Origin of the sequence: Nocardia vaccinii NBRC 15922 (genome assembly GCF_001613305.1) — a bacterium.
Taxonomy (GTDB): Bacteria; Actinomycetota; Actinomycetes; order Mycobacteriales; family Mycobacteriaceae; genus Nocardia; species Nocardia vaccinii.
In genome coordinates this window covers 80797-103355 of sequence record NZ_BDCC01000062.1, presented here as the reverse complement: position 1 = coordinate 103355, position 22559 = coordinate 80797, and the positions used below count along the sequence as shown (strand labels likewise).

Genomic DNA, 22559 nt, shown 5'->3' with positions numbered 1-22559 from the left:
GCGAAATCAGTCGGTACGTCGGCAGCCGGGGTGAGATTTCTCACGCTCGGTTCTGGCGGCTGCCCGGCTGTTCCGGCGCGAGCCAGATCGCGCTGTTGGGGGCGAGGGTGATCGCCGCTGAGACCGGGCGATTGTGCCAGGGGATCTCGGCGGTGTCGACGCCGCCGAGGTTGCCGATTCCGCTGCCGCCGTAGGGGATCGCGTCGGTGTTGAGGATTTCGTGCCAGTGGCCCGGTTCCGGGAGGCCGACGCGGTAGTCGCGGTGTTCGGAGCCGGAGAAGTTGTAGAGGCAGGCTATCGCCGAGCCATCGGTGCCGTAGCGCAGGAAGGCCACCACGTTGCGATCGCGATCGTCGGCCTCGATCCAGGCGTAACCGCCAGGGGAGGTGTCCTGGGTCCACAGCGCCGGATGGGCTCGGTAGGTGGCGTTGAGGTCGGCGACGAGAGTGTGGATGCCCGCATGCAGCGGATTGTCCAATTCGTGCCAGTCGAGGCCGTGATCGTGGGACCACTCGCGGAACTGCCCGAAGTCCTGGCCCATGAACAGCAACTGTTTGCCAGGATGTGACCACATGTATGCCAGCAGCGCCCGCACGCCGCACGCCTTCGCGAAATCGTCGCCCGGCATGCGCGTCCACAGCGTGCCCTTGCCGTGCACGACCTCGTCGTGGCTGATCGGCAGGACGTAGTTCTCGCTCCACGCGTAGACCGTCGAGAAGGTGATCTCGTTGTGATGCCAGCTGCGGTGCACCTGATCGCGGCCGAGATAGCCGAGGGTGTCGTGCATCCAGCCCATGTTCCATTTCATGGTGAAGCCCAGGCCGCCGACGTCGGTGGGACGGGTGACGCCCGGCCAGGTGGTCGACTCCTCGGCGATGGTGATCGCGCCCGGGTGCAGTCTGTGCACCGTCGCGTTCATCTCCTGCAGGAATTGCGCGGCCTCCAGATTCTCCCGGCCGCCGTGGATGTTGGGTTCCCAGCCGTCCTCGGGACGCGAATAGTCCAGGTAGAGCATGGAAGCCACGGCGTCCACGCGCAGGCCGTCGATGTGGAATTCGTCGAGCCAGTACAGCGCGTTGGCGACCAGGAAGTTGCGGACCTGGTTGCGGCCGAAGTCGAAAACGTAGGTGCCCCAGTCCAATTGCTCGCCCCGGCGCGGGTCGGGATGCTCGTAGAGGGGCGCGCCGTCGAAGCGGGCCAGGGCCCATTCGTCGCGCGGGAAGTGCGCCGGAACCCAGTCCAGCAGAACGCCGATGCCCGCGGCGTGCAGGATGTCCACGAATGCGCGGAAGTCGTCGGGTGCGCCGAATCTGGCGGTCGGGGCGTAGTAGGAGGTGACCTGGTAGCCCCACGATCCGCCGAAGGGATGTTCGGCGATCGGCAGCAGTTCGACGTGGGTATACCCCTGTGCGCGCACGTATTCGGCGAGTTGTGCGCCCGCCTCGCGGTAGCCGAGTCCGGGCCGCCACGAGCCCAGGTGCACCTCGTAGATGCTCATCGGGGCGCGGGTCGGATCGGCCGCGCGTCGTGCGCGCATCCACTCCTGATCCAGCCAGCGGTAGGAACTTTCGGTGATGACCGAGGCCGTCGCGGGGGGGACCTCGGTCGCGAAGGCGAGCGGGTCGGCGTGTTCGACGACGCCGCCGTCCGCGCCGTGCACCCGGAACTTGTATTTCTCGCCCGGTCCGAGCCCGGCGAGGAACAGCTCCCATACCCCCGAGCCGCCGAGGCGGCGCATGGGGGCGGTGTTACCGCTCCAGCCGTCGAAATCGCCGATGACGCTGACGCCGCGGGCATTCGGGGCCCACACGGCGAAGGAGGTGCCCGCCACTTCGCCGTCGAGGGTGGTGTACCGGCGCGGATGCGCCCCCAGGACCTCCCAGAGCCGTTCGTGCCTGCCCTCGCCGATCAGGTGCAGATCCACATCGCCGAGCGTGGGCAGGAATCGGTAGCCGTCGGCGTCCAGGACCGTGCGGCCGCCGGGGTAGGAGACAAGCAGTCGGTAGTCCCACAGGTCGGGGTACGGGACGAGGCCCTCGAACAGGCCGTGTTCGACGTGCTTCAGCAGATGGTCCTCGCCGCCGACCCGCGCGGATACCGAATTCGCATGTGGCCGAAGAGCTCTGACGACGGTGCCGTCGGGATGCGGGTGTGCGCCCAGAACGGAGTGCGGGTCCGGGTGGGTGCCCGCGGCCAGCAGCAGCAGATCGCGCCGGTTCACCACCTGAACCTCCTGTCGCACTGTGGTTTCCGGTGCGGGGCGATCACCGGAACGTCCTGCGGTAGGCCAACTCCGTACGAGCGGCCGCGGAGACCGGTGGCAGGGCGATGATGTGCGCGACCGCGCGGACCGGGTCCAGCCGTACGTAATTGGTTTGGCCCCAGTGGTATTCCTCACCGGTGACCTCGTCCAGGACGACCGGATGATCGTGCCATTCGCGGCCGATCGCGGGCAGGTCGAGCGAGAGCATGCCGTCCTCGGCCCCGAACGGATTCAGATTCACCACGATCAGCATCGCGTCGCCGGTGGCCGGATCCACCTTCGAGTAGGCCAGCAGGGCGTCGTTGTTCACGTGATGCACGTTCAGACAGCGCAATTGCTGTAGCGCGGGATGGGCGCGGCGGATCTCGTTGAGCCTGGTCAACCAGGGTTCGAGCGATTCACCGCGCGCCGCGGCCTCGGTGAACGGACGGGGACGCAACTCGTATTTCTCCGAGTCCAGGTACTCCTCGCTGCCCGGTCGCACCGCCTGATGTTCGAACAGTTCGAAACCCGAGTACACGCCCCAGGCCGGGCCCATCGTCGCGGCCAGCACCGCGCGGATGGCGAACATGCCCGGACCGCCGTGCTGCAGGCTCTCGTGCAGGATGTCGGGGGTGTTGACGAACAAGTTCGGTCGTGCCTCGTCGGCCTTGGCGGCCAATTCCAGGGCGAATTCGGCGAGTTCGTGTTTGCCGGTGCGCCAGGTGAAATACGTGTAGGACTGGGTGAATCCGCGTCGGGCCAGGCCGTACATCCGGGCGGGGCGGGTGAACGCCTCGGACAGGAAGATCACGTCCGGGTCGGTGCGGTGTACCTGCGTGATCAGCCATTCCCAGAAGTCGGCGGGTTTGGTGTGCGGGTTGTCGACGCGGAAGATGCCGACGCCCTTGGAGATCCAGTACCGGACCACCCGCAGCACCTCGGCGTAGAGGCCGTCGGGATCGTTGTCGAAGTTGATCGGGTAGATGTCCTGGTACTTCTTCGGCGGATTCTCCGCGAAGGCGATGGTGCCGTCCGGCAGGGTGGTGAACCATTCTGGATGTTCGGTGACCCACGGGTGGTCCGGGGCGCACTGCAGGGCCAGATCCAGGGCGACCTCGAGGCCGAGCTGCCGTGCGACGCCGACGAATTCGGTGAAACCCTCGATATCGCCGAGGTCCGGATGGATCGCGTCGTGGCCGCCGTGGGCCGAACCGATCGCCCAGGGCGAACCGACGTCGTCGGGCTCGCAGGCCAGGGAGTTGTTGCGGCCCTTGCGGTTCACCGCGCCGATCGGGTGGATCGGCGGCAGGTACACCACGTCGAAACCCATGGCGGCGATGCGGTGCAGTTCCTTCGCGGCGGTGGCGAAGGTGCCGTGCGCGGGATTGCCGTCGGCGTCCCGGCCGCCGGTGGAGCGGGGGAAGAACTCGTACCACGAGCCGTACAGGGCGCGCCGGCGTTCCACCCGCACGGTGAATTGTGGCCCGCGGGTGACGAATTCGCGCAGCGGGTGCTCACGCAGGATCTCGGCCACCTCGGCGCCGAAGGCCGGCGCCACCCGCGCGGGCAGCTGATCGTCGCTGCGCAGGGCGGCCGCGGCGGCCCGCAGACGCTCCCACTGCTTCTTCGGAACCGCCTGTGCGGCACGGTCGAACAGCCGCGCGCCGAGCTCCAGATCGTTGGCCAGATCCGCGGCGCTCTGGCCGACGGCCAGCTTCGCCTCGACCGCCGCGCGCCATCCGGCGATCGGATCGCTCCAGCCCTCGATGCGATAGGTCCACGGGCCCGGCTCGGTGGGGGTGAATACGGCGTTGAACACATCGGGCTCGTAATCGGGCGACATGCGGATGCGCTGGGTGCGCGAGCCGCTCGGGGCGCGAACGGCCAGTGTCGCGGCGACGGCGTCGTGCCCCTCGCGCCAGACCACAGCGCGGACCGGGAACACCTCACCGACCACGGCCTTGGCCGGATATCGCCCCGGTTCGAGTGCAGGGGCGGTGTCATCGATGGCGATGCGACCGGTCACGGCGTCAACCGTACCGGTAATCCGGACATGTTCGCCGCGATGACGGCGGACGGGCGGCGCTGGGTGGCGGGAATCGGTATGGGACGGTAGGACCGAAGCGGAACGCTCGCCTCCCTTTCGGTTGCGGGCACGACAACGGCGAATACACAGGAGGACCCACCATGACCGCAGTGCACGGCGTGTCGGTAGACATCCAGACTCCCGACGGTGTTGCCGATGCTTATGTGGCTCATCCCGACGACGGCGCCGCGCATCCGGGCGTGATCGCGTACCAGGACGCCTTCGGCCTGCGTCCGGCGCTGCGCGCAGTGGCCGACCGCATCGCCGCCCACGGCTATACGGTTCTGGTGCCGAACGCGTTCTATCGGGCGGGCCGCGCGCCGCTGTTCGACCTGCCGGACCCGATCGATCTGAAGGCGCGCCCGGAGATCTTCCAAAAGATCCGGCCGCTGATGCATGCGCTGACCCCCGAGGTCGTGAAGTCCGATTCGGCCGCGTACCTGGACTGGCTGGCCTCGTCCGAGCTGGTCGGCGAAGGTCCGGTCGGTCTGACCGGATACTGCCTGGGCGGACGGCTGGTGCTGGCCACCGCCGCCGCGCATCCCGAGCGGGTCGCGGCCGGCGGATGCTTCCACACCAGTGGTCTGGTCACCGATGGTCCGGACAGCATTCATTCGCAGATCGCGCCGATTACCGCGGAGCTGTTCCTGGGATACGCCGACAACGACCAGGGGGCGACTCCCGAGCAGATCGAGACGTTCGACGAGGCGCTGGACGCGGCGGGCATCACCCACACCACCGAGGTCTACAAGGATGCGGTCCACGGCTACACCCAGGCCGACACCGAGGCGTACGACGCCGAGGCGACCGAGCGTCACTACCGCGATCTGGTCGCGTTGCTCGATCGCACGCTGGGCTCGAAGTAGTTCCCCTCCGGGTCCCGGCCGCCGCGCCGGACCGATGGCGGCGGCCCGGGAATCGATGAGCACAGGTCAGGGCCCTGCGGCAGCGTTGTTCGGTGCCGCGTGCGCCCTGCTCGGCGTGTAGTTTCTACCCAATGAAGGCATTGCGTCGCTTCACCGTCCGTGCCCATCTGCCCGAGCGGCTGTCCGCGCTCGGCGAACTCGCCACAAATCTGCGCTGGTCCTGGCATGGCCCGACGCAGGATGTGTTCGCAGACCTCGATCCGCGGCTGTGGGTGGAGCTCGGCCGCGATCCGGTGCGGATGCTCGGGGAGGTCCCGGCCGAGCGGCTGGACGAGCTGGCCGCCGACGAGGGATACCTGCGTACGGTCGACGCCGCCGCGGCCGACCTGCGGGATTATCTGACCCGGCCGCGCTGGTTCGGCAGACAGGATCAGGGCCCGCGCTGCATCGCGTACTTCTCGATGGAGTTCGGCGTCACCGAGGTGCTGCCGAACTACTCCGGCGGGTTGGGGATCCTGGCCGGGGATCATCTGAAAGCGGCCTCGGATCTGGGACTTCCGCTGATCGGCGTCGGATTGCTGTACCGCTCCGGCTATTTCCGGCAATCGCTGACCGCCGATGGATGGCAGCGTGAGCACTATCCGGATCTGGACCCGCAGGGGTTGCCGTTGCGGTTGCTGACCGCGGCGCACCCGGCGGGCCAGGCGGCGGAGCGTCACCACGCCGGGCCCTCGGAGGCGCCGCCGATCGACACAGCCGATGGTTCTCCGGTGCTGGTGCACGTGCCGATGCCCGAGGGACGGGTGCTGCGGGCGCGGGTGTGGATCGCTCAGGTGGGACGAATTCCGTTGCTGCTGTTGGATTCCGATATCGCCGAGAACGATCCCGAGCTGCGCGCGGTCACCGACCGGTTGTACGGGGGTGATCAGGATCATCGGATCAAGCAGGAGATCCTGGCCGGGATCGGCGGGGTGCGTGCGGTGCGGGCGTATACCCGTGCGCACGGGTTGCTCGATCCGGACGTGTTCCACATGAACGAGGGGCACGCCGGATTTCTGGGGATCGAGCGGATTCGCGAATTCATGTCCGGCGGATTGGATTTCGACTCGGCGCTGACCGCGGTTCGGGCCGGGACGGTATTCACCACGCACACCCCGGTGCCCGCGGGGATCGACCGGTTCGCCGGTTCGCTGGTGCGGCGGTATTTCGGCGGAGACCACGGTGAGCGCGAATCTCCTTTGTTGCCGGGGGTTTCGGTGGACCGCATCGTGGCGCTGGGGCGTGAAGCCGATCCGTCGGTATTCAATATGGCCCATCTGGGTTTGCGGCTGGCCCAGCGCGCCAACGGCGTCTCCCGATTGCACGGTGAGGTCAGCCGGAGCATGTTCGCACCGCTGTGGCCCGGATTCGATTCGGCCGAGGTGCCGATCGGGTCGGTCACCAACGGCGTGCACGCGCCGACCTGGGCCGCCCGCGAATGGATCGACGCCGCGGCGGTGGCGTCGGGCCCGGAGGATGCAGCTCGCGTCACCACGCAGGGCACGCCACCGCCGCCATCGGCTTCAGCACGGGAATTCGCCGGTCCGGAACCGGTCGAGGAGGCGCGCGGCTGGGAACGGCTACACGATGTCGATCTGCGCGAGCTGTGGTCGACGCGGAATACGTTGCGCGGCATCCTCGTTGCCGAGGTGCGTCGGCGGTTGCGGGCCTCGTGGCTCGAGCGCGGCGCCGCTCCGGCCGAATTGGGTTGGGTGGACGAGGTTTTCGATCCGGGCGTGCTGACCGTCGGCTTCGCCCGGCGGGTGCCCACCTACAAGCGCCTGACGCTGATGCTGCGTGATCCGGAACGGTTGCGCGGGCTGCTGACCGATCCCGATCGCCCGGTGCAACTGGTGGTCGCCGGTAAGAGCCATCCGGCCGATGACGGCGGTAAGGGGCTGATCCAGCAGGTGGTGCGCTTCGCCGATGACGTCGGTGTCCGGCACCGCATCGTGTTCCTGCCGGACTACGACATGTCGATGGCCCGGTACCTGTACTGGGGATGCGATGTGTGGCTGAACAATCCGCTGCGCCCGCTCGAGGCCTGCGGCACGTCCGGGATGAAGGCCGCGCTCAACGGCGGTTTGAACCTGTCCATCCGGGACGGCTGGTGGGACGAGATGTACGACGGCGAGAACGGTTGGGCCATCCCCACCGCGGACGGGGTGCGCGATGAGCACCGCCGGGACGATCTGGAGGCCGCGGCGCTGTACGAGACGATGGAACGTGCTGTGCTGCCGCGCTTCTACGAGCGTGACCACGACGGGGTGCCGGTGCGCTGGATGGAGATGGTCCGCCACACCCTGCAGACACTCGGGCCGAAGGTGCTGGCCTCGCGCATGGTCCGTGACTACGCGGTCGGCTACTACGCTCCGGCCGCCGCCTCGTATGCCGCTGTGACGCAGGACGATTTCACCGGGGCGCGGGAACTGGCCGAATATCGACGCCGGGTCGAATCGGCCTGGCACCAGGTGAAGGTGCTCCAGGTGGACAGTTCCGGCCTGGCCGACATCCCCGTCATCGGCAACGAACTGTCCCTGCGCGCCCGCATCGATCTCGCGGGCCTGACCCCTGCCGATGTCACCGTTCAGGCGGTGCTGGGCCGGGTCGGCACGGACGACGACCTGTCCGAGGTCACCACCGTCGAAATGACGCATGCCGGAAGTGATTCCGGCACGGAGTTGTTCACCGTCGAGACGCCGGTTCCGCTGTCGGGCGCGGTCGGTTTCACCGTCCGTGTGCTGCCGCATCACCGGCTGCTGTCCGGCCCGGCCGAACTCGGTCTGGTCGTCTCGCCGACCCCGTAGGCCGGTTCACCTCGCCGCGACTTCATCGTGTCGGATAGCTGCAGCCGGGCGTCCGCTCACCTCGTCGCCCACGGGGCGGACCTACTGGAGTTCAAGAGATTTCGTCGGTGAGCGCGGTGTACTGCCCCGATCCGGTCAGTGGCGCATGGGTTGGGCCAGGACGCGTTTGAGGATTTTGCCGGTGGCGTTGCGGGGGAGGGCATCGAGGAACACGACGTCGCGGGGGACCGAGAAGCGCCCGAGGCGGCGGCGGATGTAGGTGCGGATCATGTCCGGGTCGAGGGCGAAGCCGTCCCGGGTGACGACGAAAGCGGCCAGGCGCTGGCCGAATTCGCGGTCGGGCACGCCGATCACCGCGACCTCGCTGACCTGTGGCAGATGCGACAGCGCCTCCTCCACCGGCCGCGGGAAGACGTTCTCACCGCCGGAGATGATCATCTCGTCGTCGCGCCCGGCCACGAACAGTCGTCCCGAGGCGTCCAGATAGCCGACATCACCCGTGTCGAGCATGCCGTCGGTCTCCGAGGGCGGATCCGCATCGGTGTAGCCGTCGAACAGCATGTGGTTGCCGACGTAGATGCGGCCGGTCGCGCCGATCGGCACGGGCCGCAGATCATCGTCCAGCACAGCGATTTTCGTGCCGAGCGGGGGACGTCCGGCGGTGGTCGGCGCAATGCGCAGATCGGCCGGGTCGGCGATACTCGCCCAGGACACCTCGGTTGATCCGTAGAAGTTGTAGAGGATGTCGCCGAAGGCGTCCATGAACTTCAGCACGACCGCCCCGGGCAACGGTGCGCCGCAGCTGGCCACCACTCGCAGACTGGAGGTGTCGTATTGGGCTCGCACCGAGGCGGGCAGATCCAGGATGCGATGCACCATGACCGGAACGACGATCAGTGTGGTGACCCGGAACTCGGCGATCATACGCAGGCAGTCCCGCGGGTCGAAATGTTCGGGCAGCACCACCGTCGCTCGCAGCGGCGTACCGATCTGCAGGGCCGCCAGACCCCAGGTGTGGAACAGCGGCGCGGGGATCAGCATCGTCTCGTTCATCCGCAGCGGTATACGCGACAGCACCGCCGCTACTGTGCCGAATCCCTTGGGATGCGGTCGCACGGCGCCTTTCGACCTACCGCTGGTGCCGGAGGTCAGCACGACCAGCCGCCCGTGCTGCTGCGGCTTGACGAAATCGCCCGTGCCCGAGGCGATCAGATGCTCGACCGTGGTGCGGCCGGGAAGCATTCCGTCGTCGATGGTGTGGTAACACGGCAGATCCTGCGGAATGTAGCCGAGTAGATCTTCCAGGTCTGGATCGGCGAAAAGCATTGCCAGACGTTGAGTTTCGGCGATCTCGGCGATTCGACCGGCCGGTAGCCCGGTGTTGAACAGCACCGCTTCGACGCCGAGTTTACTTGCCGCGGACATGATCTCGACCATCTCGGCGTGATTGCGGGACAGCACGCCGATGGCATCCCCGGCTCCCAGGCCGAGTTCGCCCAATGCGCTCGCGAGGGCGTGGCTGCGGGTGTGGACCTCGCGGAACGTCCGCTCACCACGGCCGTCGATGATCGCGGTACGTCGCGGGGAATGCGCGGCCGCGGCCGCATAGCCGCCGGCCAGGGTGAAACCCCAAGCGGCCAGGCCGCTGAGCTGTCTGATCGCGCGGTCCGGGCGCAGGGTGCGCACCACGCCGGTGGCCACCATCTGCCGGGCGACCCCGGCCTGCAGACGGATCGACGAATTCTCGCCGTTGACCAGGATCGAGGTCGCGGCGCGGTCGGCGAGGTCGACGATGCGGTCGAGGCCCGCCATGATCCACTCGACCACGGCCGCATTCGACAGCGTGGGCACCATCGGATGCAGTCGGCCGGGTCCGAGGCAGGTGATGACGACGTGCGTACCGCTCGGCGTGCCACGCAACCGGATCGCGACGAAACTGCGCTGGGCCGGGCATTGCAGTTCGACGGTGTGCGCCTCGCGATTCAGGCCCAATCGGACGTCGAGGATGCGGATCTCGGTATCGACACTGCCCACACGCATGCGCCAACTCGGCGGGCCGTCGATGGTCTCCACCGGATCGCATGCGCCGATGCCGGGGAACAGCCGAGGGTAGGTCTCCGGATCCGCGAGTAGCTTCCACAGAACACGGGGAGAGATTGCGAGATCGGCGCTCGCATCGACGATTTCGGTAACCACACGCTTGCACTTCTGGCTGGGCCGGGTCGACAACTCGGTTCGGCGGCTGACGTCTTTTTAACGGGCCGCGCACAACCGGTCAAGGAGAATTAAATATTAGGTGAATCGTGCATTAAATTGCAGCTAGTTTGCATGTGTTCACAGGTTACAGATAACCCTGTGCGGGCGTGCTTGTCAACTATTCGCTGGCGAGTCGCGGAGGCTCGGCGAGGCGTCGTAATCCGATGTGCAGGCCGCCTCGGCACACGCTCATCGACGCACGGGCTGTTGAGTCAGTATGCGTTTGAGAACGTTGCCGCTGGCGTTGCGGGGGAGCGCGTCGAGGAACACGACGTCGCGCGGAACCCAGGCGCGCCCCAACCGGATCCGGATGTAATCGCGGATCGCATCGGCGTCCAGCGCGAAGCCCGGCCGCGCGACGATGAACGCCGACAACCGTTGACCCGATTCGCGATCCGGTCCGCCCACCACCGCGCTCTCACTGACCTGCGGCAGATGTGCAAGGGCCTCCTCCACCGGGCGCGGGTAGACGCTCTCGCCGTCGCAGACGATCAATTCCTCGGCGCGGGCGACGACGAACAGCCGTCCGACCGCGTCCACGTATCCCAGGTCGCCGGTGTCGATCATGCCGTCGACTTCCTCCGGCGGCGGAGCATCGAGATAACCCTCGATCAGCAGATGGTGGCCGACGAAGATCCGTCCGATCGCGCCCACCGGGAGCAGGCGCGATTCATGATCCAGCACAGCGAATTTCGCGCCGAGCGGCGGGCTCCCGGCGGTGGCGGGCGAGACCCGCAGATCGGCCGGTTCGGCGATCGCGCCCAGGGACACCTCGGTCGATCCGTAGATGGTGTACAGGATTTCGCCGAAGATCTCGGTGAACCGCAGCACCGTCGCCTCGAAAAGCGGTGCGCCGCCGCAGGTCACCACCTCCAGGCTGGACAGGTCGTAGCGCGCCCGCACCGAGGCGGGCAGATCGAGGATCCGCTCCACCATGATCGGCACGACGATCAGCGTGCGCACCCGGTGTTCGGCGATCAGACGCAGGCACTCCTCGGCGTCGAAGCGATCCAGCAGGATCACCTGCGCGCGCAGCGGATGGCTGATGTGCATGGCCGCCAGGCCCCAGGAATGCGACAGTGACGCCGCGATCAGCATGGTCTCGTTCATGATGAACGGCAGGCGCGACAGCAGCGCCGCGATCGAGGAGAATCCGCGCGGCTGCGGGCGGACCGCGACCTTCGCGGGGCCGCTGGTGCCCGCCGTCAGCAGGATCTGCCGGCCGGGGTGGGCCGGCTTGCCGACATCGCCTCTGCCCGAGGCGATCAGCTGCTCCACGCCGATCTGGTCCGGTCGGGCCGGATCGCTGAACGTGCCGAAGCGCATCACGTCCGGCGGCACGTACGCCGCCAGATGTTCCAGCTCGGGATCGGTGAATATCGCTGCCATCCGGTGGGTTTCGGCGAGCGAGGCGATCCGCTGGGCGGACAGCCAGGTGGTCAGGAAGATGAGGTCGGCACCGAGTTTGGCGACGGCCGTGACGATTTCGATCATCTCCAGGTGGCTGCGCGCGAGCAGGCCGACGACATCGCCCGTGCCGATACCCTGATCGGCGAGTGCGGCCGCGAGTCGCTGGGTGCGGGCGTGGATCTCGCCGAAGGTGCTCGCGCCGCGATCGTCCACCACCGCGACGCGCTTCGGGATATACCCGGCATTCGCCGCATATCCGCCCGCGAGGGTGAATCCGTAGGTGGCCAGACCGTTGATCTGTTTGACCATCCGGTCGGGCCGGATGCTGCGCAACACGCCGGTGGACAGGATCTGCATGGCGACCCCGGCCTGGGTGCGCACCGTGGAGTCCTCGCCGTTGAGCACCATCGAGGTCGGCGCGCCGCGCACGAGATCGACCAGCCGATGCAGTCCGAACGAGATCCATTCCGCCGCAGCGGCATTGGGGAGATTCGGCATGAGTGGGTGGACCCGGTCGGGGGCGACGCAGGTGATGGTGGCGCGGGTTCGATCGGCACTGCCGGACAGCGCGACCGCGGCGAAACTGCGCCGCTCGGTGCACTGCAACTCCAGGGTGCCCGCCGCGCGATCGGCGATCACCCGGACGTCGAGCAGGTGAATCTCGGTGTCGCTGCCGCCGATCCGCATGCGCCACACGGGTCGTCCGTCGACGATGTCGTGCACATGGCACGCGCCGATGCCCGGAAATACCCGGGCGTAATTACGCGGATCGGTCAGCAGGTCCCACAGAACCCCGGGGGCGATCGCGAGATCGGCGCTCGCATCGACGATTTCAGTAACCACTCACTTTGCAATTCTCACGTGGCCGGTTCGACAGGCTCGGTTCGGCGGATAACGCATTTGTAACGGCCCACTGGGGAACGGTCAATAACTTTCATATTCTAGGTGCATTCTGCATTTAATTGCCCGCTGGTTGCCTTCTTTGAATTCTGGAATTAGTTCGGTGATCACCGCGTCAGCCATGTGTTCGCTGGCGGGGATCGCGTCTGCCGCAATCGCTTGCCGCTGGTTCGCGGCACTGGAGATGCGGCGGCGTCACGCGGCATATAGCGTGCTCGAAAGGCACGTCCGTCCGGCCCATGTGGAGAAGCAGATGACAATCGATGCCCAGTCGGGTGCGAAGGGGCGTGTGGACGCCTACTTCGGGATCAGCAGGCTCGGATCGACCGTGAAGCGCGAGATCATGGCCGGGACCGTCACCTTCCTCGCGATGTCCTACGTGCTCGCGGTCAACCCCGCGGTGCTCGGTGATCACGGCACCCTGGGCGCCAAGGGAATTCCCGCTCAGGCGGTATTCACCGCGACCGCCGTCGCCGCGGTGGTGGGCACCCTCGTGATGGGGTTGTGGGCGCGCTACCCCATCGCCCTCGCGCCGGGGATGGGGCTGAACGCATTCTTCGCCTACTCGGTGGTGCTCGGCATGGGTATCCACTGGCAGGTCGCGCTGTCGGGCACGCTGCTGTCGGGCGTGATCTTCTTCCTGCTCGCGATCACCAAGATCCGCGAGCGGATCATCGACGCCATTCCGATGCAGCTGAAACTGGCCGTCGGGGCGGGCATCGGCATGTTCGTGGCCTTCCTCGGCCTGAAGAACGCCGGCCTGGTGGTGGCCAGCGAGTCGACGTTCGTCCATCTGGGCGACTTCACCAAGGGGACCACCCTGCTGGCGCTGTTCGGTCTGCTGGTGACGGTGATCTTCCTGGTACTGGGCTGGCACGGCGCGGTGTTGTACGGCATCGTCGCGACCACGATCGTGGGCATCGTCAGTGGGCTGGTATCGCTGCCGCATGCGGTGGTGGCCATGCCGCACGGCCTGGACAAGACCTTCGGGCAGGCCATCATCAATCTGCCGCACGCCTTCACCGGGCAGATGGCGATCGTCGTGTTGACCATGCTGTTCGTCGACTTCTTCGATGCCTCGGGCACGCTGATCGGCATCGCCAATCAGGCCGGGCTGCTCACCCCCGAAGGCAAGCTGCCGCGAGCGGCGCAGGCATTCGCCTCGGATTCGATCGGCACGGCGGCCGGTGCGATCATCGGCACGTCCACCACCACCGCCTATGTGGAGTCCACCGCGGGCGTCAGCGCCGGGGGGCGGACCGGGGTGACGGCGGTTTCGACCGCCGGGTGGTTCCTGATCGCGATGTTCTTGTTCCCGGTCTTCGACGTCGTCGCGGGCGCGCCCTCGGTGACCGCCCCGGCCCTCATCGTCGTCGGCGTGCTGATGTCCCGGTCGCTCGGTCACATCGACTGGGGTGAACTGGAATACGCCATACCGGCCTTCATCACGGTGATCATGATGCCGCTGACCTACTCCATCGCCAACGGCATAGCCATGGGCCTGCTGTTCTATCCGATCGTGATGGTCGCCAAACGTCGCGGCCGTGAGGTGCACCCGGTCGTGTGGGTGTTGGCGGTGATCTTCCTGGCCTACTTCTTCTTCCTGGCCAACAGGTGATTTTCGCGATCGGGCGAACCGGTCGGCGCCCGATGTCGTGGTCTCAGCAGACGCGGTCCGCAACGTTGCTCCCGCCGTCCATCGAGACCGAGATCGCGAGGATTCGATATGACCGTCGACACCACCGCGCCACAGGCGCCGCACATATCCGCCGTCGAGTCGGTGGGCACGGACATCGGCATGCTCGTGCTCCGGGTCGGCTGTGGTGGTCTGCTGTTCGTCACCGGAAGCGAGAAACTGTTCGGTTGGTTTCACGGCGCCGGGTGGCAGCGGACCAACGAGAACTTCGAGCGAATGGGGTACCAGCCGGGGAAGGTGTTCGGCACCCTGGCCGGGTTGTGTGAATTCACCGGCGGCACCCTGCTGGTACTCGGGCTGCTGACCCCGCTGGCCGCGGCCGTCGTCATCGGCACCATGATCAACGCGGTGCACGTGACCTGGCCGCACGGCCTGGTCGCCGCCTCCTCCGCGGTGCTGTTGATCGTCGCGGCGACCGCTCTCGGCTTCACCGGACCGGGCCGGATCTCGCTGGACCACAACCGCGCTTGGCAACGCCGGGGGCTCGTCTGGGGCCTGGGAGCGATCGCGCTCGGCGGCATCGCCGCGGTGATCACTCTCCTCGTGAAGTAACTCCTACTTCGCGGCGGCGTTCAAGCGCCGCAGGGCCTTGACGACAACCTCGGGGTCCGCGGTCTCCCAGTAGGGCGGCAGCGAGGCGCGCAGGTAGGAGCCGTAACGGGCGGTGGCCAGGCGGGAATCCAGGATGGCGACCACGCCGCGATCCTCGACGCTGCGCAGCAGGCGGCCGGTGCCCTGGGCGAGCAGCAGGGCGGCGTGGTTGGCCGCGATCGCCATGAAACCGTTGCCGCCGCGGGACTCCACGGCCTTCTGCCGGGCCACCAGCAGCGGATCGTCCGGCCGGGGAAATGGGATGCGGTCCAGGATCACCAGGCTCAGCGACGGGCCCGGGACGTCCACGCCCTGCCACAGCGACAAGGTGCCGAACAGTGAGGTCTCCGGATCGTCGGCGAATTTGCGCACCAGCGCGCCGGTGGCGTCCTCGCCCTGGCACAGGATCGGGGTGTCCAGGCGCTCGCGCAGGGCCTCGGTGGCCGCCTTGGCCGCGCGCATCGAGGAGAACAGGCCCAGGGTGCGGCCGCCCGCGGCGCGGATGAGCCGGTCGATCTCGTCCAGATATGCCGGGGCCAATCCGTCGCGGCCGGGAGCGGGCAGATGTTTGGCGACGTACAGGATGCCGGACTTGGCATGGTCGAACGGGGAACCGACATCGAGCGAATTCCACCGGACCACATCCGAATCCGACGGTGCCTCACCGCCGTTGGCCAGTGCTGAATCGACGCGGCGTTCGCGGGGCCCTACGTGGTTACGCAGGCTGCCGCCTCCGGGCCCGTCGCTACCGCCGGTGTCGACGCGGCGTTCGCGGGGCCCTGCGTGGTTACGCGAGCTGCCGCCTGCGGGCCCGTCGCTACCGCCGGTGTCGACGCGGTTCGCCGACTGCGCCGGTAGGCCCCAGGTGATCGCCAGCCCGTCGAACGAGCCTCCCACCTGCAGGGTGGCCGAGGTCAGCACCACCGTGGCGGTGCCGAACAGGCGGCTGCGCAGCAGTCCGCCGACCGAGAGCGGCGCCATGTGCAGGGTACGACGGGCGATGCCGCGCAGTTCGTCGGCGGCCAACCAGATCACGTCGCGGCGTGCGGCGGGATCGGACTCCTCGAAGGTGGTCAGCGCGCGCACCGCGGCATCGTGCACCTCCTCCACCGCCGACAGGGCCATGTTCCGGGCGGCCACATCTTCCGGATCGCCTTGTGGCGCACCGGAACCCGGCGGTGCGAGGGCGGTACGGGCATTCCATGCCGCGTCGCGGATCAGCGCCAGCACCGGGCCCGCGCCGCCGGGCAGCTGATCCCAGCGGCCGGGCGGCAGATCCTCGAGGAGGTCGTGCCAGGCCTCCGCGGCGCCCTCGAGCCGATCGACCTCCTGCTCGTCGACGAGTTTGGCGCAGCGTTTGGCGGCCGCGCTGATCGCGCTCGTGGACAGCTCCGCGGTCGCGACGCCGGTGACCCGGTCGACGAGTTCGTGCGCCTCGTCGATCACCACGACGTCGTGTTCGGGTAGCACCTGCACACCGCTGATGGCATCGATGGCCAGCAGCGCGTGATTGGTGACCACCACATCGGCCTGGCCGGATTCGGCGCGGGCGCGTTCGGCGAAGCAGTCGGTGCCGAACGGGCAGCGCGACTTGCCCAGACATTCCCGGGACGACACGCTCACCTGCCGCCACGCCCGATCGGTGACGCCCGGCGCCACCTCGTCACGATCGCCGGTCTCGGTGTCCGAGGCCCAGTCGTTGAGCCGCTGCACCTCGCGACCCAGCCGCGAGATGGCGAACGCGTCGAAGAGTTCGGCCTCGGGTTCCTCGTCCGGAATCGCGCTGTTGATCTTGTTCAGGCACAGATAGTTGTTGCGGCCCTTGAGGATCGCGAATTTCGGCCGACGGCCCAGCGGTCCGGCCAGCGCCTCGGCCAGCCGCGGCAGGTCCCGGTCCACCAGCTGCCGCTGCAGCGCGATCGTGGCGGTGGAGACCACCACCGTGCGGCCGGTCTGCACCGCGTGCCGCAGGCTGGGCACCAGATAGGCCAGCGACTTGCCGGTGCCCGTGCCGGCCTGCACCGCCAGATGCTCCTTGGTGTCGATCGAGTGCGCGACCGCGGCCGCCATGGTCTGCTGCCCCTTGCGCGCCTTACCGCCGAGCGCTTCCACGGCGGTCGTCAACAGGGTCGGCACTGGCGGGAGTTCGGGCACGCAGGCAGACTATCGCTGGGCTCCGACATATCTGCAATTACGTGCCTGCGGTTGGGCACGCCCGCCTTCGGGAGCGCGCGACAGGACCGCTCTCGCGCCCAGTTCCCCAGCCGCGGGCAGCGCGGACACCGAAGCGCTCGGCTTCGCCGGTCGGGCGCGTGGCGGTGGCGTCCGAGAAGTCCCGCCGGAGGTCACCCAGGCTCCGTTGGCCAACGCCGACTCCGAGGTGCGCGGACCGTCTCGCCGGTCGGACGCGTGGCGACTGCGAGGAACGAGTGCCCGACACGGGGCCGAGCGAGGAGGCCCGAAGGGGCGCGAACCCGCCGGCGCGAAGCGGAGGCCACCAGTTCAGCTCAGCTACGGATTTCGAATTCTGCCGATGTCCCGGTGAACGGGGTGCGTTCGCCGCTGTGGCTTTCCGAATCGCCGTAGTAGCGGATCCGGTACCTGCCCTCGGGGGTGTCCGCCGGGCTGTTCCAGGTGATGGTGACCAGCGAACTCGAGGCCGGGCCGCGCTGCCAGCGGAAGGTGGTGGCCCAGTCGCCGTCGTCGGCGACCGGGCGCCAGCGGCCCGCGTCGTAGCGTTGCACCATCAGGTAGGTGCCGCCGCGGTGCAGATCGCGGTTGGGGTGGGCGCCGGCGAATTCGACGACGACCTTCTGGCCCGCCCGATAGGAGTCCTCGGGCTCGGTGATCACATCGCCGAAATGTTTGCCTGCGGGCGGAAAGTCCGGTGGCACCGCGGTTTTCGCCGGTTTCTGCTGATCTGCCAGATCGGGGGCGCAGATGCCGGGCGAGACGGGCTGTCCGTCGCGCATCGCGGTCGCCAGCCCGGACACCACCTGCTGCAGGGCCGGGAGCTCCCACCGGCCGAACAGCGTGCTCGCGCCCTCGTACCGCTGTGCGTCGTACTCCTCGGGGGTGGTGATGTAGTGGATGTACGCGTTGGCGTACCCGGCGACCAGGACGTTCGGCAACTCCGCGCCCATGATCTCGGCCACCGTGCGGCGCAGGCGCAGACCGGCGGTGATGGTCACCTCACCGGGGATGCCGATCAGGAACAGCTCGCCGATCCGGATCAGCTGAACCGGCGCGATCTCCTGCACGTACGGTCCGCCGAAGCGGTTGAGCAGGCTGCTCGGTGCGACGATCGTCTTGGGCGACTGCGCGTCCCGCAGTTTCGAGTTGAATCTGTACGCGATTCGGGACATCCAGTCCCACAACGGGTTACGTCCCTCGTGGAAGGTCTTCCAGTTGGTCGGGCCGTCGAAACTCGCACCGGCCAAGGCGGACGCGCCCCCGGCGGGCTTGGCGGTGCGGTGTTCGCTGCCGTCGCCGGTGAACTCCGCGGAGACCGTCATCGCGGACAGGTCGACGTGGATCAACCGGCAGTCGATATCCCCGGCCATGCGCGGCATGTACCCGTCGGAGAGTTTCGCGGCGGCCTCGTACTGGCGGAGGCCGATGATGCGGGTGTTCTCGACCTCGTCGTTGGTCGGGCCGTGACCGGGTGCGCCGTCCAGATTCGGCGAGACGTCACCGGCGTTGGTCTGCGCGAACGCCGCGACGAAATCCGGATCCTCGGAATCGACCAGATAGTCCACACCCTCGACGATGCGTTCCCAATGGTAGGCCGCGTACCCCTTGTTGTCGCCGCTGATCAGCGTGTTGCGATTGGTCATCGAGGTGTTGTGCGCGGCGAACCAGTCGATCGCGCCGACCGGCTCGCCGTCGCGGTCGATGCGCAGCAGGGTGGTCTGCGGATCGATCGCGTCGGGGAAGAAATCCCTGTCCGCCTGCGGATTTCGATCGAATGCCGCACGTGAGCGGTTGACGCTGGCATCGCGCAGTTCGCCGTGGGCCAGGCGCAGTGTGGCCGGGGCCAGATCCTCGTGCGCGCGCTCGACCGCCTCCACGATGCCCTCGACGATCGCGCGGAACGTCGTGGGCCGGAACCCGTCGGTCGTCTTGTTGTAGAGCTGGTGATGCGAATAGCCGCCCGGCCCGCAGTGGGTGTGCGTGGCGGTGATCATCACATTGGATTCGCTGTAGGTCTCGCCGAATCGACCGGCCAGTCGGCGCAGCACCTCCTGGGTGATGCTGGAGAAGATCAGCGGCAGATCGTTGATGATCAGTAGCACCCGGTGATCGGTGATCGGATCGGCGAATACGAAGGCGCGCGAACGCAATCGGGTGTGGATGCCGGAGCTCTTCTGATCGGCCATGCCGTATCCGAGCATCCCAGCCTCGGCCGGTTCGCCGGTGATATCGGCGATCGCGCGCCCGACCCGATGTCGGTCGGTCGAGTAGTTGGTGTCGGACATGACCTCGTCTTCCCTAATGTTGGAACCGGCCTGTGGACCTGGTCCAGTCTTCAACACCGCCAAACTAGTCGTGCGAGGGGCTGCCCGCAGAGCGAATGCCCACTCATGATTCGGCGTGTCCGGTGAGTTCGATTCCGGCGGTGCGCATCTGCCGCAGCGCGGTCTCGGTGGTCGATGGTGACACACCCGCGGTCAGATCCAACAGCACCCGGGTGCGCAGGCCCGCCGCGCGAGCGTCCAAGGCGGTGGCGCGCACGCAATGGTCGGTGGCGATACCGCAGACGTCGACGGCGTCGATCCCCTTCTCGCGTAACCAGTCCGCGAGTGGTTTGCCGGATTCGTCGCTGCCCTCGAAACCCGAATATGCCGCGGTGTAAGCGCCTTTGGAGAACACCTCCTCGATCGGGGCGGTGTCCAGATCCGGGTGGAAGTCCGCGCCGGGCGTGCCCACGCGGCAGTGCGGCGGCCAGCTGTCCACGTAGTCGGGCTCGTCGGAGAAGTGTGCGCCGGGATCGATGTGATAGTCGCGGGTCGCCACGATCGCGGCGTAGTCGCTCGCGCCGAGGTATTCGCTGATCCGCCCGGCCACCGCCGCGCCGCCGGTGACGGCCAGCGAACCGCCTTCGCAGAAGTCGTTCTGCACGTCCACGACGATGAGTGCCCTGGTCATTTCTGGTACCTCGATTTCACGTGCCGGTGCCGGTGGTGGGTCACCGCAGGAAGGTGGTGGGTATGACCGGTTCGCCGGGCGAGAGCTTCAAACCCTCCCACGGCAGGCTGACCAACCCGCGCGCGACCAGTTCGCGACCGTCCGTGAGAGACGGGCGGTGGTCGATGATCTTGCCGCCGCGCACCATCGGCGCCAGCAGTTCGCGTGCCTCGAAACCGTCGGTCTCCGGCGCGGGACCCGATGCGGGATAGACGATCTCCTCGACGATCGTGCCCGTGTGCCGGGACAGCCGCACCGCGCGCTTGGTGCCGCCGCGCGACTCCTTGTGGCTGCTGCGCTTGGCCACCGGCACTCCCTCGACCTCGACCAGTTTGTACACCATTCCGGCGGTCGGCGCGCCCGATCCGATCACCAGGGAGGTGCCGACACCGTAGGCGTCGACCGGTTCCGCGCGCAGTGCGGCGATCGCGTATTCGTCCAGATCGCCGGAGACCACGATGCGGGTGCGGGTCGCGCCGAGGGCGTCGAGCTGATCGCGCACCTGCCGGGCCAGCACCCCCAGATCGCCGGAATCGATACGCACACCGCCCAATTCGGGCCCGGCGACCTCGATCGCGGTGGCTACGCCCTGGGTGATGTCGAAGGTGTCCACCAGCAGGGTGGTGCCGATGCCCAGCGCCTCGATCTGGCTGCGGAAGGCCGCGGCCTCGTGCGCACCGTCCGGACCGCTGTGCAGCAGGGTGAACGCGTGCGCGCTGGTGCCCGCGCCGGGAACACCGTAGCGGCGCACCGCTTCCAGATTGGACGTGGCGTCGAACCCGGCCAGATAGGCCGCCCGCGCACTGGACGGCGCGGCCAGCTCGTGGGTGCGCCGCGAGCCCATCTCGATCATCCGCCGTCCGGCCGCGGCGCTGACCATGCGCGCGGCCGCGGATGCGATCGCGCTGTCGTGGTTGAGGACCGACAGGACCAGCGTTTCCAACAGCACGCATTCGGCGAAGGTGCCGCGCACCGACAGCACCGGCGAACCCGGGAAATACAGCTCACCCTCGCGATAACCATCGATATCGCCGCGGAACTCGTAATCGCGCAGCCAGTTGGTCGCGCCCGCGTCCAGGAATTTCGCGGCGACCTCGAGTTCCGGCTCGCGGAAACGAAATTCGGCCAGCGCTTCCAGCATTCGTGCCGCACCCGCGACAACGCCGTATCGACGGCCGTGCGGCAATCGGCGTGCGAATACCTCGAAGGTGCATTGCCGATGCGCCGATCCGTCGGCCAGGGCGGCCGCGAGCATGGTGAGTTCGTACTGGTCGGTCAGCAGCGCTGTGCTGGTTGCGACATGTGCGGTGTCCACGTCGCCACTGTAGACAGAATCGGCGCGAGGATCGCGCGGTGAGCGCGCCGAAACGACGTCGGTCGGGTGTTGTTTCTCGGGGGCCGAGTCGTACCCTGAAGGTTATGGGCTTGTGCATGAAGGACGCCGTCCGGTTCGCCGCCGATTCGGGCGGAGTGAACGCGATGGCGGTGCACGGAGCGGGCCCGAGGGTGATGATGGCGGGGCAGGCCGTTCCCGAGGCGGTCGAGGCTACCGAGATCCTCGAGGCGGAAGATCGGCCGTGGGTGACGGTGGTCTGGGACGACCCGGTGAATCTGATGCATTACGTCACCTACATCTTCCAGAAGCTCTTCGGGTACAGCAAAGGCAAAGCAACCGAATTGATGCTGCAGGTGCACAACGAGGGAAAGGCGGTGGTGTCCTCGGGCTCGCGGGACAGAATGGAACATGACGTGCAGCGTCTGCACGCCGCGGGCCTCTGGGCGACCATGCAACGTGACGAATGAGACGGGCGACTACCGTAATCCCGTGCGCAAGTGGAGCAGAAAGAACTCGCTGAGCGGGCTCAAGCTGCGGTCCGAGATGGACTCGCGGGAGGCCGACGTGCTGCGCTCGCTGGTCGGGGCCGTCACCGGGCTGCTCACCGAACGAGCTTCCTCGGGTCCCGACGACGAGCTGGCCGCGCTGACCGGGCTACGAATCGGCAATGCCGCACCCCCCGACGATCCCCGGCTGGCTCGCCTGCTGCCGGATTTCCACCGCCCCGAATCCGGATCGCCCGATGCCGACCGGGCCGACCTCAACAGCGCCCTGCGCAGCCTGCACGAGCCGGACATCATCGACCGAAAGGTGGCCGCGGGCTCGGTGGTGCTGGAAACCCTGCCCGCGCACGGCGGCAAGATCCTGATCACCCCGGAACAGGCCGATGCCTGGCTGACCGCGCTGAACGATGTGCGGCTGGCCCTGGGCACGGCCATCGGCATCGACGCCGACACGCCCGACCGGCTGCACCCGGACGATCCGCGCGCCCCGCATCTGGACGTGTATCACTGGCTCACCTGGATGCAGGACTCCTTGCTGAGTGCGCTGGCCCCCTAGGAAATTCCTGATTCGAATCTCACTGCGCGAAAGTATTGACATATCCCGCGACCACCGGATTTCCCGGGACGTCGTGGGAAA

Annotated in this window: 14 protein-coding genes; 6 read left to right on the top strand and 8 right to left on the bottom strand. The window is 67.7% G+C overall.

Going from position 1 to position 22559, the window contains the following annotated elements:
• Positions 1-40: 40 nt before the first annotated feature.
• A complete protein-coding gene (gene glgB / locus NV1_RS33175; protein ID WP_084526142.1) occupies positions 41-2221 on the bottom strand; it encodes a 1,4-alpha-glucan branching protein GlgB in 2181 nt (726 codons plus the stop codon).
• Positions 2222-2264: 43 nt separating this feature from the next.
• Positions 2265-4271: an alpha-1,4-glucan--maltose-1-phosphate maltosyltransferase gene (locus NV1_RS33170; protein ID WP_067900610.1), complete on the bottom strand. Its 2007-nt coding sequence runs from the start codon at positions 4269-4271 to the stop codon at positions 2265-2267.
• A 161-nt stretch (positions 4272-4432) separates the two neighbouring features.
• Between NV1_RS33170 and NV1_RS33165 the strand changes: the two genes are divergently transcribed.
• Positions 4433-5197, top strand: a complete 765-nt coding sequence (locus tag NV1_RS33165; protein ID WP_067900607.1) for a dienelactone hydrolase family protein — start codon at positions 4433-4435, stop codon at positions 5195-5197.
• A 131-nt stretch (positions 5198-5328) separates the two neighbouring features.
• Positions 5329-8043 carry an alpha-glucan family phosphorylase gene (gene glgP, locus NV1_RS33160; RefSeq protein ID WP_067900603.1) on the top strand — a complete coding sequence of 905 codons (2715 nt, stop codon included), beginning with the start codon at positions 5329-5331 and terminating at the stop codon, positions 8041-8043.
• A 135-nt stretch (positions 8044-8178) separates the two neighbouring features.
• Here glgP and NV1_RS33155 read toward each other — a convergent pair whose 3' ends face one another.
• Together NV1_RS33155 and NV1_RS33150 are read right to left on the bottom strand one after the other, a co-directional pair.
• Positions 8179-10239: an AMP-binding protein gene (locus NV1_RS33155; RefSeq protein WP_067900600.1), complete on the bottom strand. Its 2061-nt coding sequence runs from the start codon at positions 10237-10239 to the stop codon at positions 8179-8181.
• A 249-nt stretch (positions 10240-10488) separates the two neighbouring features.
• The gene (locus NV1_RS33150; protein WP_067900597.1) at positions 10489-12552 is read right to left on the bottom strand and encodes an AMP-binding protein; all 2064 of its coding nucleotides are present in this window, start codon (positions 12550-12552) and stop codon (positions 10489-10491) included.
• A gap of 310 nt (positions 12553-12862) precedes the next feature.
• Here NV1_RS33150 and NV1_RS33145 point away from each other — a divergent pair, with 310 nt between their 5' ends.
• Entirely contained in the window at positions 12863-14227 is a 1365-nt protein-coding gene (locus tag NV1_RS33145) for an NCS2 family permease (protein WP_067900686.1), read from the top strand.
• A gap of 108 nt (positions 14228-14335) precedes the next feature.
• Positions 14336-14857 carry a DoxX family protein gene (locus tag NV1_RS33140; RefSeq protein ID WP_084526130.1) on the top strand — a complete coding sequence of 174 codons (522 nt, stop codon included), beginning with the start codon at positions 14336-14338 and terminating at the stop codon, positions 14855-14857.
• Positions 14858-14860: 3 nt separating this feature from the next.
• Here the strand turns inward: NV1_RS33140 and NV1_RS33135 are convergent, their stop codons facing one another.
• From NV1_RS33135 to NV1_RS33120, 4 genes are all read right to left on the bottom strand, one after another.
• Positions 14861-17050 carry an ATP-dependent DNA helicase gene (locus tag NV1_RS33135; protein WP_067900594.1) on the bottom strand — a complete coding sequence of 730 codons (2190 nt, stop codon included), beginning with the start codon at positions 17048-17050 and terminating at the stop codon, positions 14861-14863.
• 353 nt (positions 17051-17403) lie between these two features.
• The gene (locus tag NV1_RS33130; protein ID WP_084526128.1) at positions 17404-19374 is read right to left on the bottom strand and encodes a neutral/alkaline ceramidase; all 1971 of its coding nucleotides are present in this window, start codon (positions 19372-19374) and stop codon (positions 17404-17406) included.
• A 103-nt stretch (positions 19375-19477) separates the two neighbouring features.
• Positions 19478-20044 carry a pyrazinamidase PncA gene (pncA, locus tag NV1_RS33125; RefSeq protein WP_067900593.1) on the bottom strand — a complete coding sequence of 189 codons (567 nt, stop codon included), beginning with the start codon at positions 20042-20044 and terminating at the stop codon, positions 19478-19480.
• A 40-nt stretch (positions 20045-20084) separates the two neighbouring features.
• Positions 20085-21398 carry a nicotinate phosphoribosyltransferase gene (locus tag NV1_RS33120; RefSeq protein WP_067900590.1) on the bottom strand — a complete coding sequence of 438 codons (1314 nt, stop codon included), beginning with the start codon at positions 21396-21398 and terminating at the stop codon, positions 20085-20087.
• A 164-nt stretch (positions 21399-21562) separates the two neighbouring features.
• Here NV1_RS33120 and clpS point away from each other — a divergent pair, with 164 nt between their 5' ends.
• Positions 21563-21886 (top strand): ATP-dependent Clp protease adapter ClpS, encoded by a 324-nt coding sequence (clpS, locus tag NV1_RS33115; RefSeq protein ID WP_067900680.1) that lies wholly within the window; start codon positions 21563-21565, stop codon positions 21884-21886.
• 22 nt (positions 21887-21908) lie between these two features.
• A complete protein-coding gene (gene aosR / locus NV1_RS33110) occupies positions 21909-22478 on the top strand; it encodes an oxidative stress transcriptional regulator AosR (protein ID WP_067900588.1) in 570 nt (189 codons plus the stop codon).
• Positions 22479-22559 lie beyond the last annotated feature (81 nt).

Coding starts and splice junctions, on each gene's coding strand:
- pncA (WP_067900593.1), bottom strand. CDS start 20,044: ATGACCAGGGCACTCATCGTCGTGGACGTGCAGAACGACTTCTGCGAA.
- NV1_RS33140 (WP_084526130.1), top strand. CDS start 14,336: ATGACCGTCGACACCACCGCGCCACAGGCGCCGCACATATCCGCCGTC.
- clpS (WP_067900680.1), top strand. CDS start 21,563: ATGGCGGTGCACGGAGCGGGCCCGAGGGTGATGATGGCGGGGCAGGCC.
- NV1_RS33130 (WP_084526128.1), bottom strand. CDS start 19,374: ATGTCCGACACCAACTACTCGACCGACCGACATCGGGTCGGGCGCGCG.
- glgP (WP_067900603.1), top strand. CDS start 5,329: ATGAAGGCATTGCGTCGCTTCACCGTCCGTGCCCATCTGCCCGAGCGG.
- NV1_RS33165 (WP_067900607.1), top strand. CDS start 4,433: ATGACCGCAGTGCACGGCGTGTCGGTAGACATCCAGACTCCCGACGGT.
- NV1_RS33145 (WP_067900686.1), top strand. CDS start 12,863: ATGACAATCGATGCCCAGTCGGGTGCGAAGGGGCGTGTGGACGCCTAC.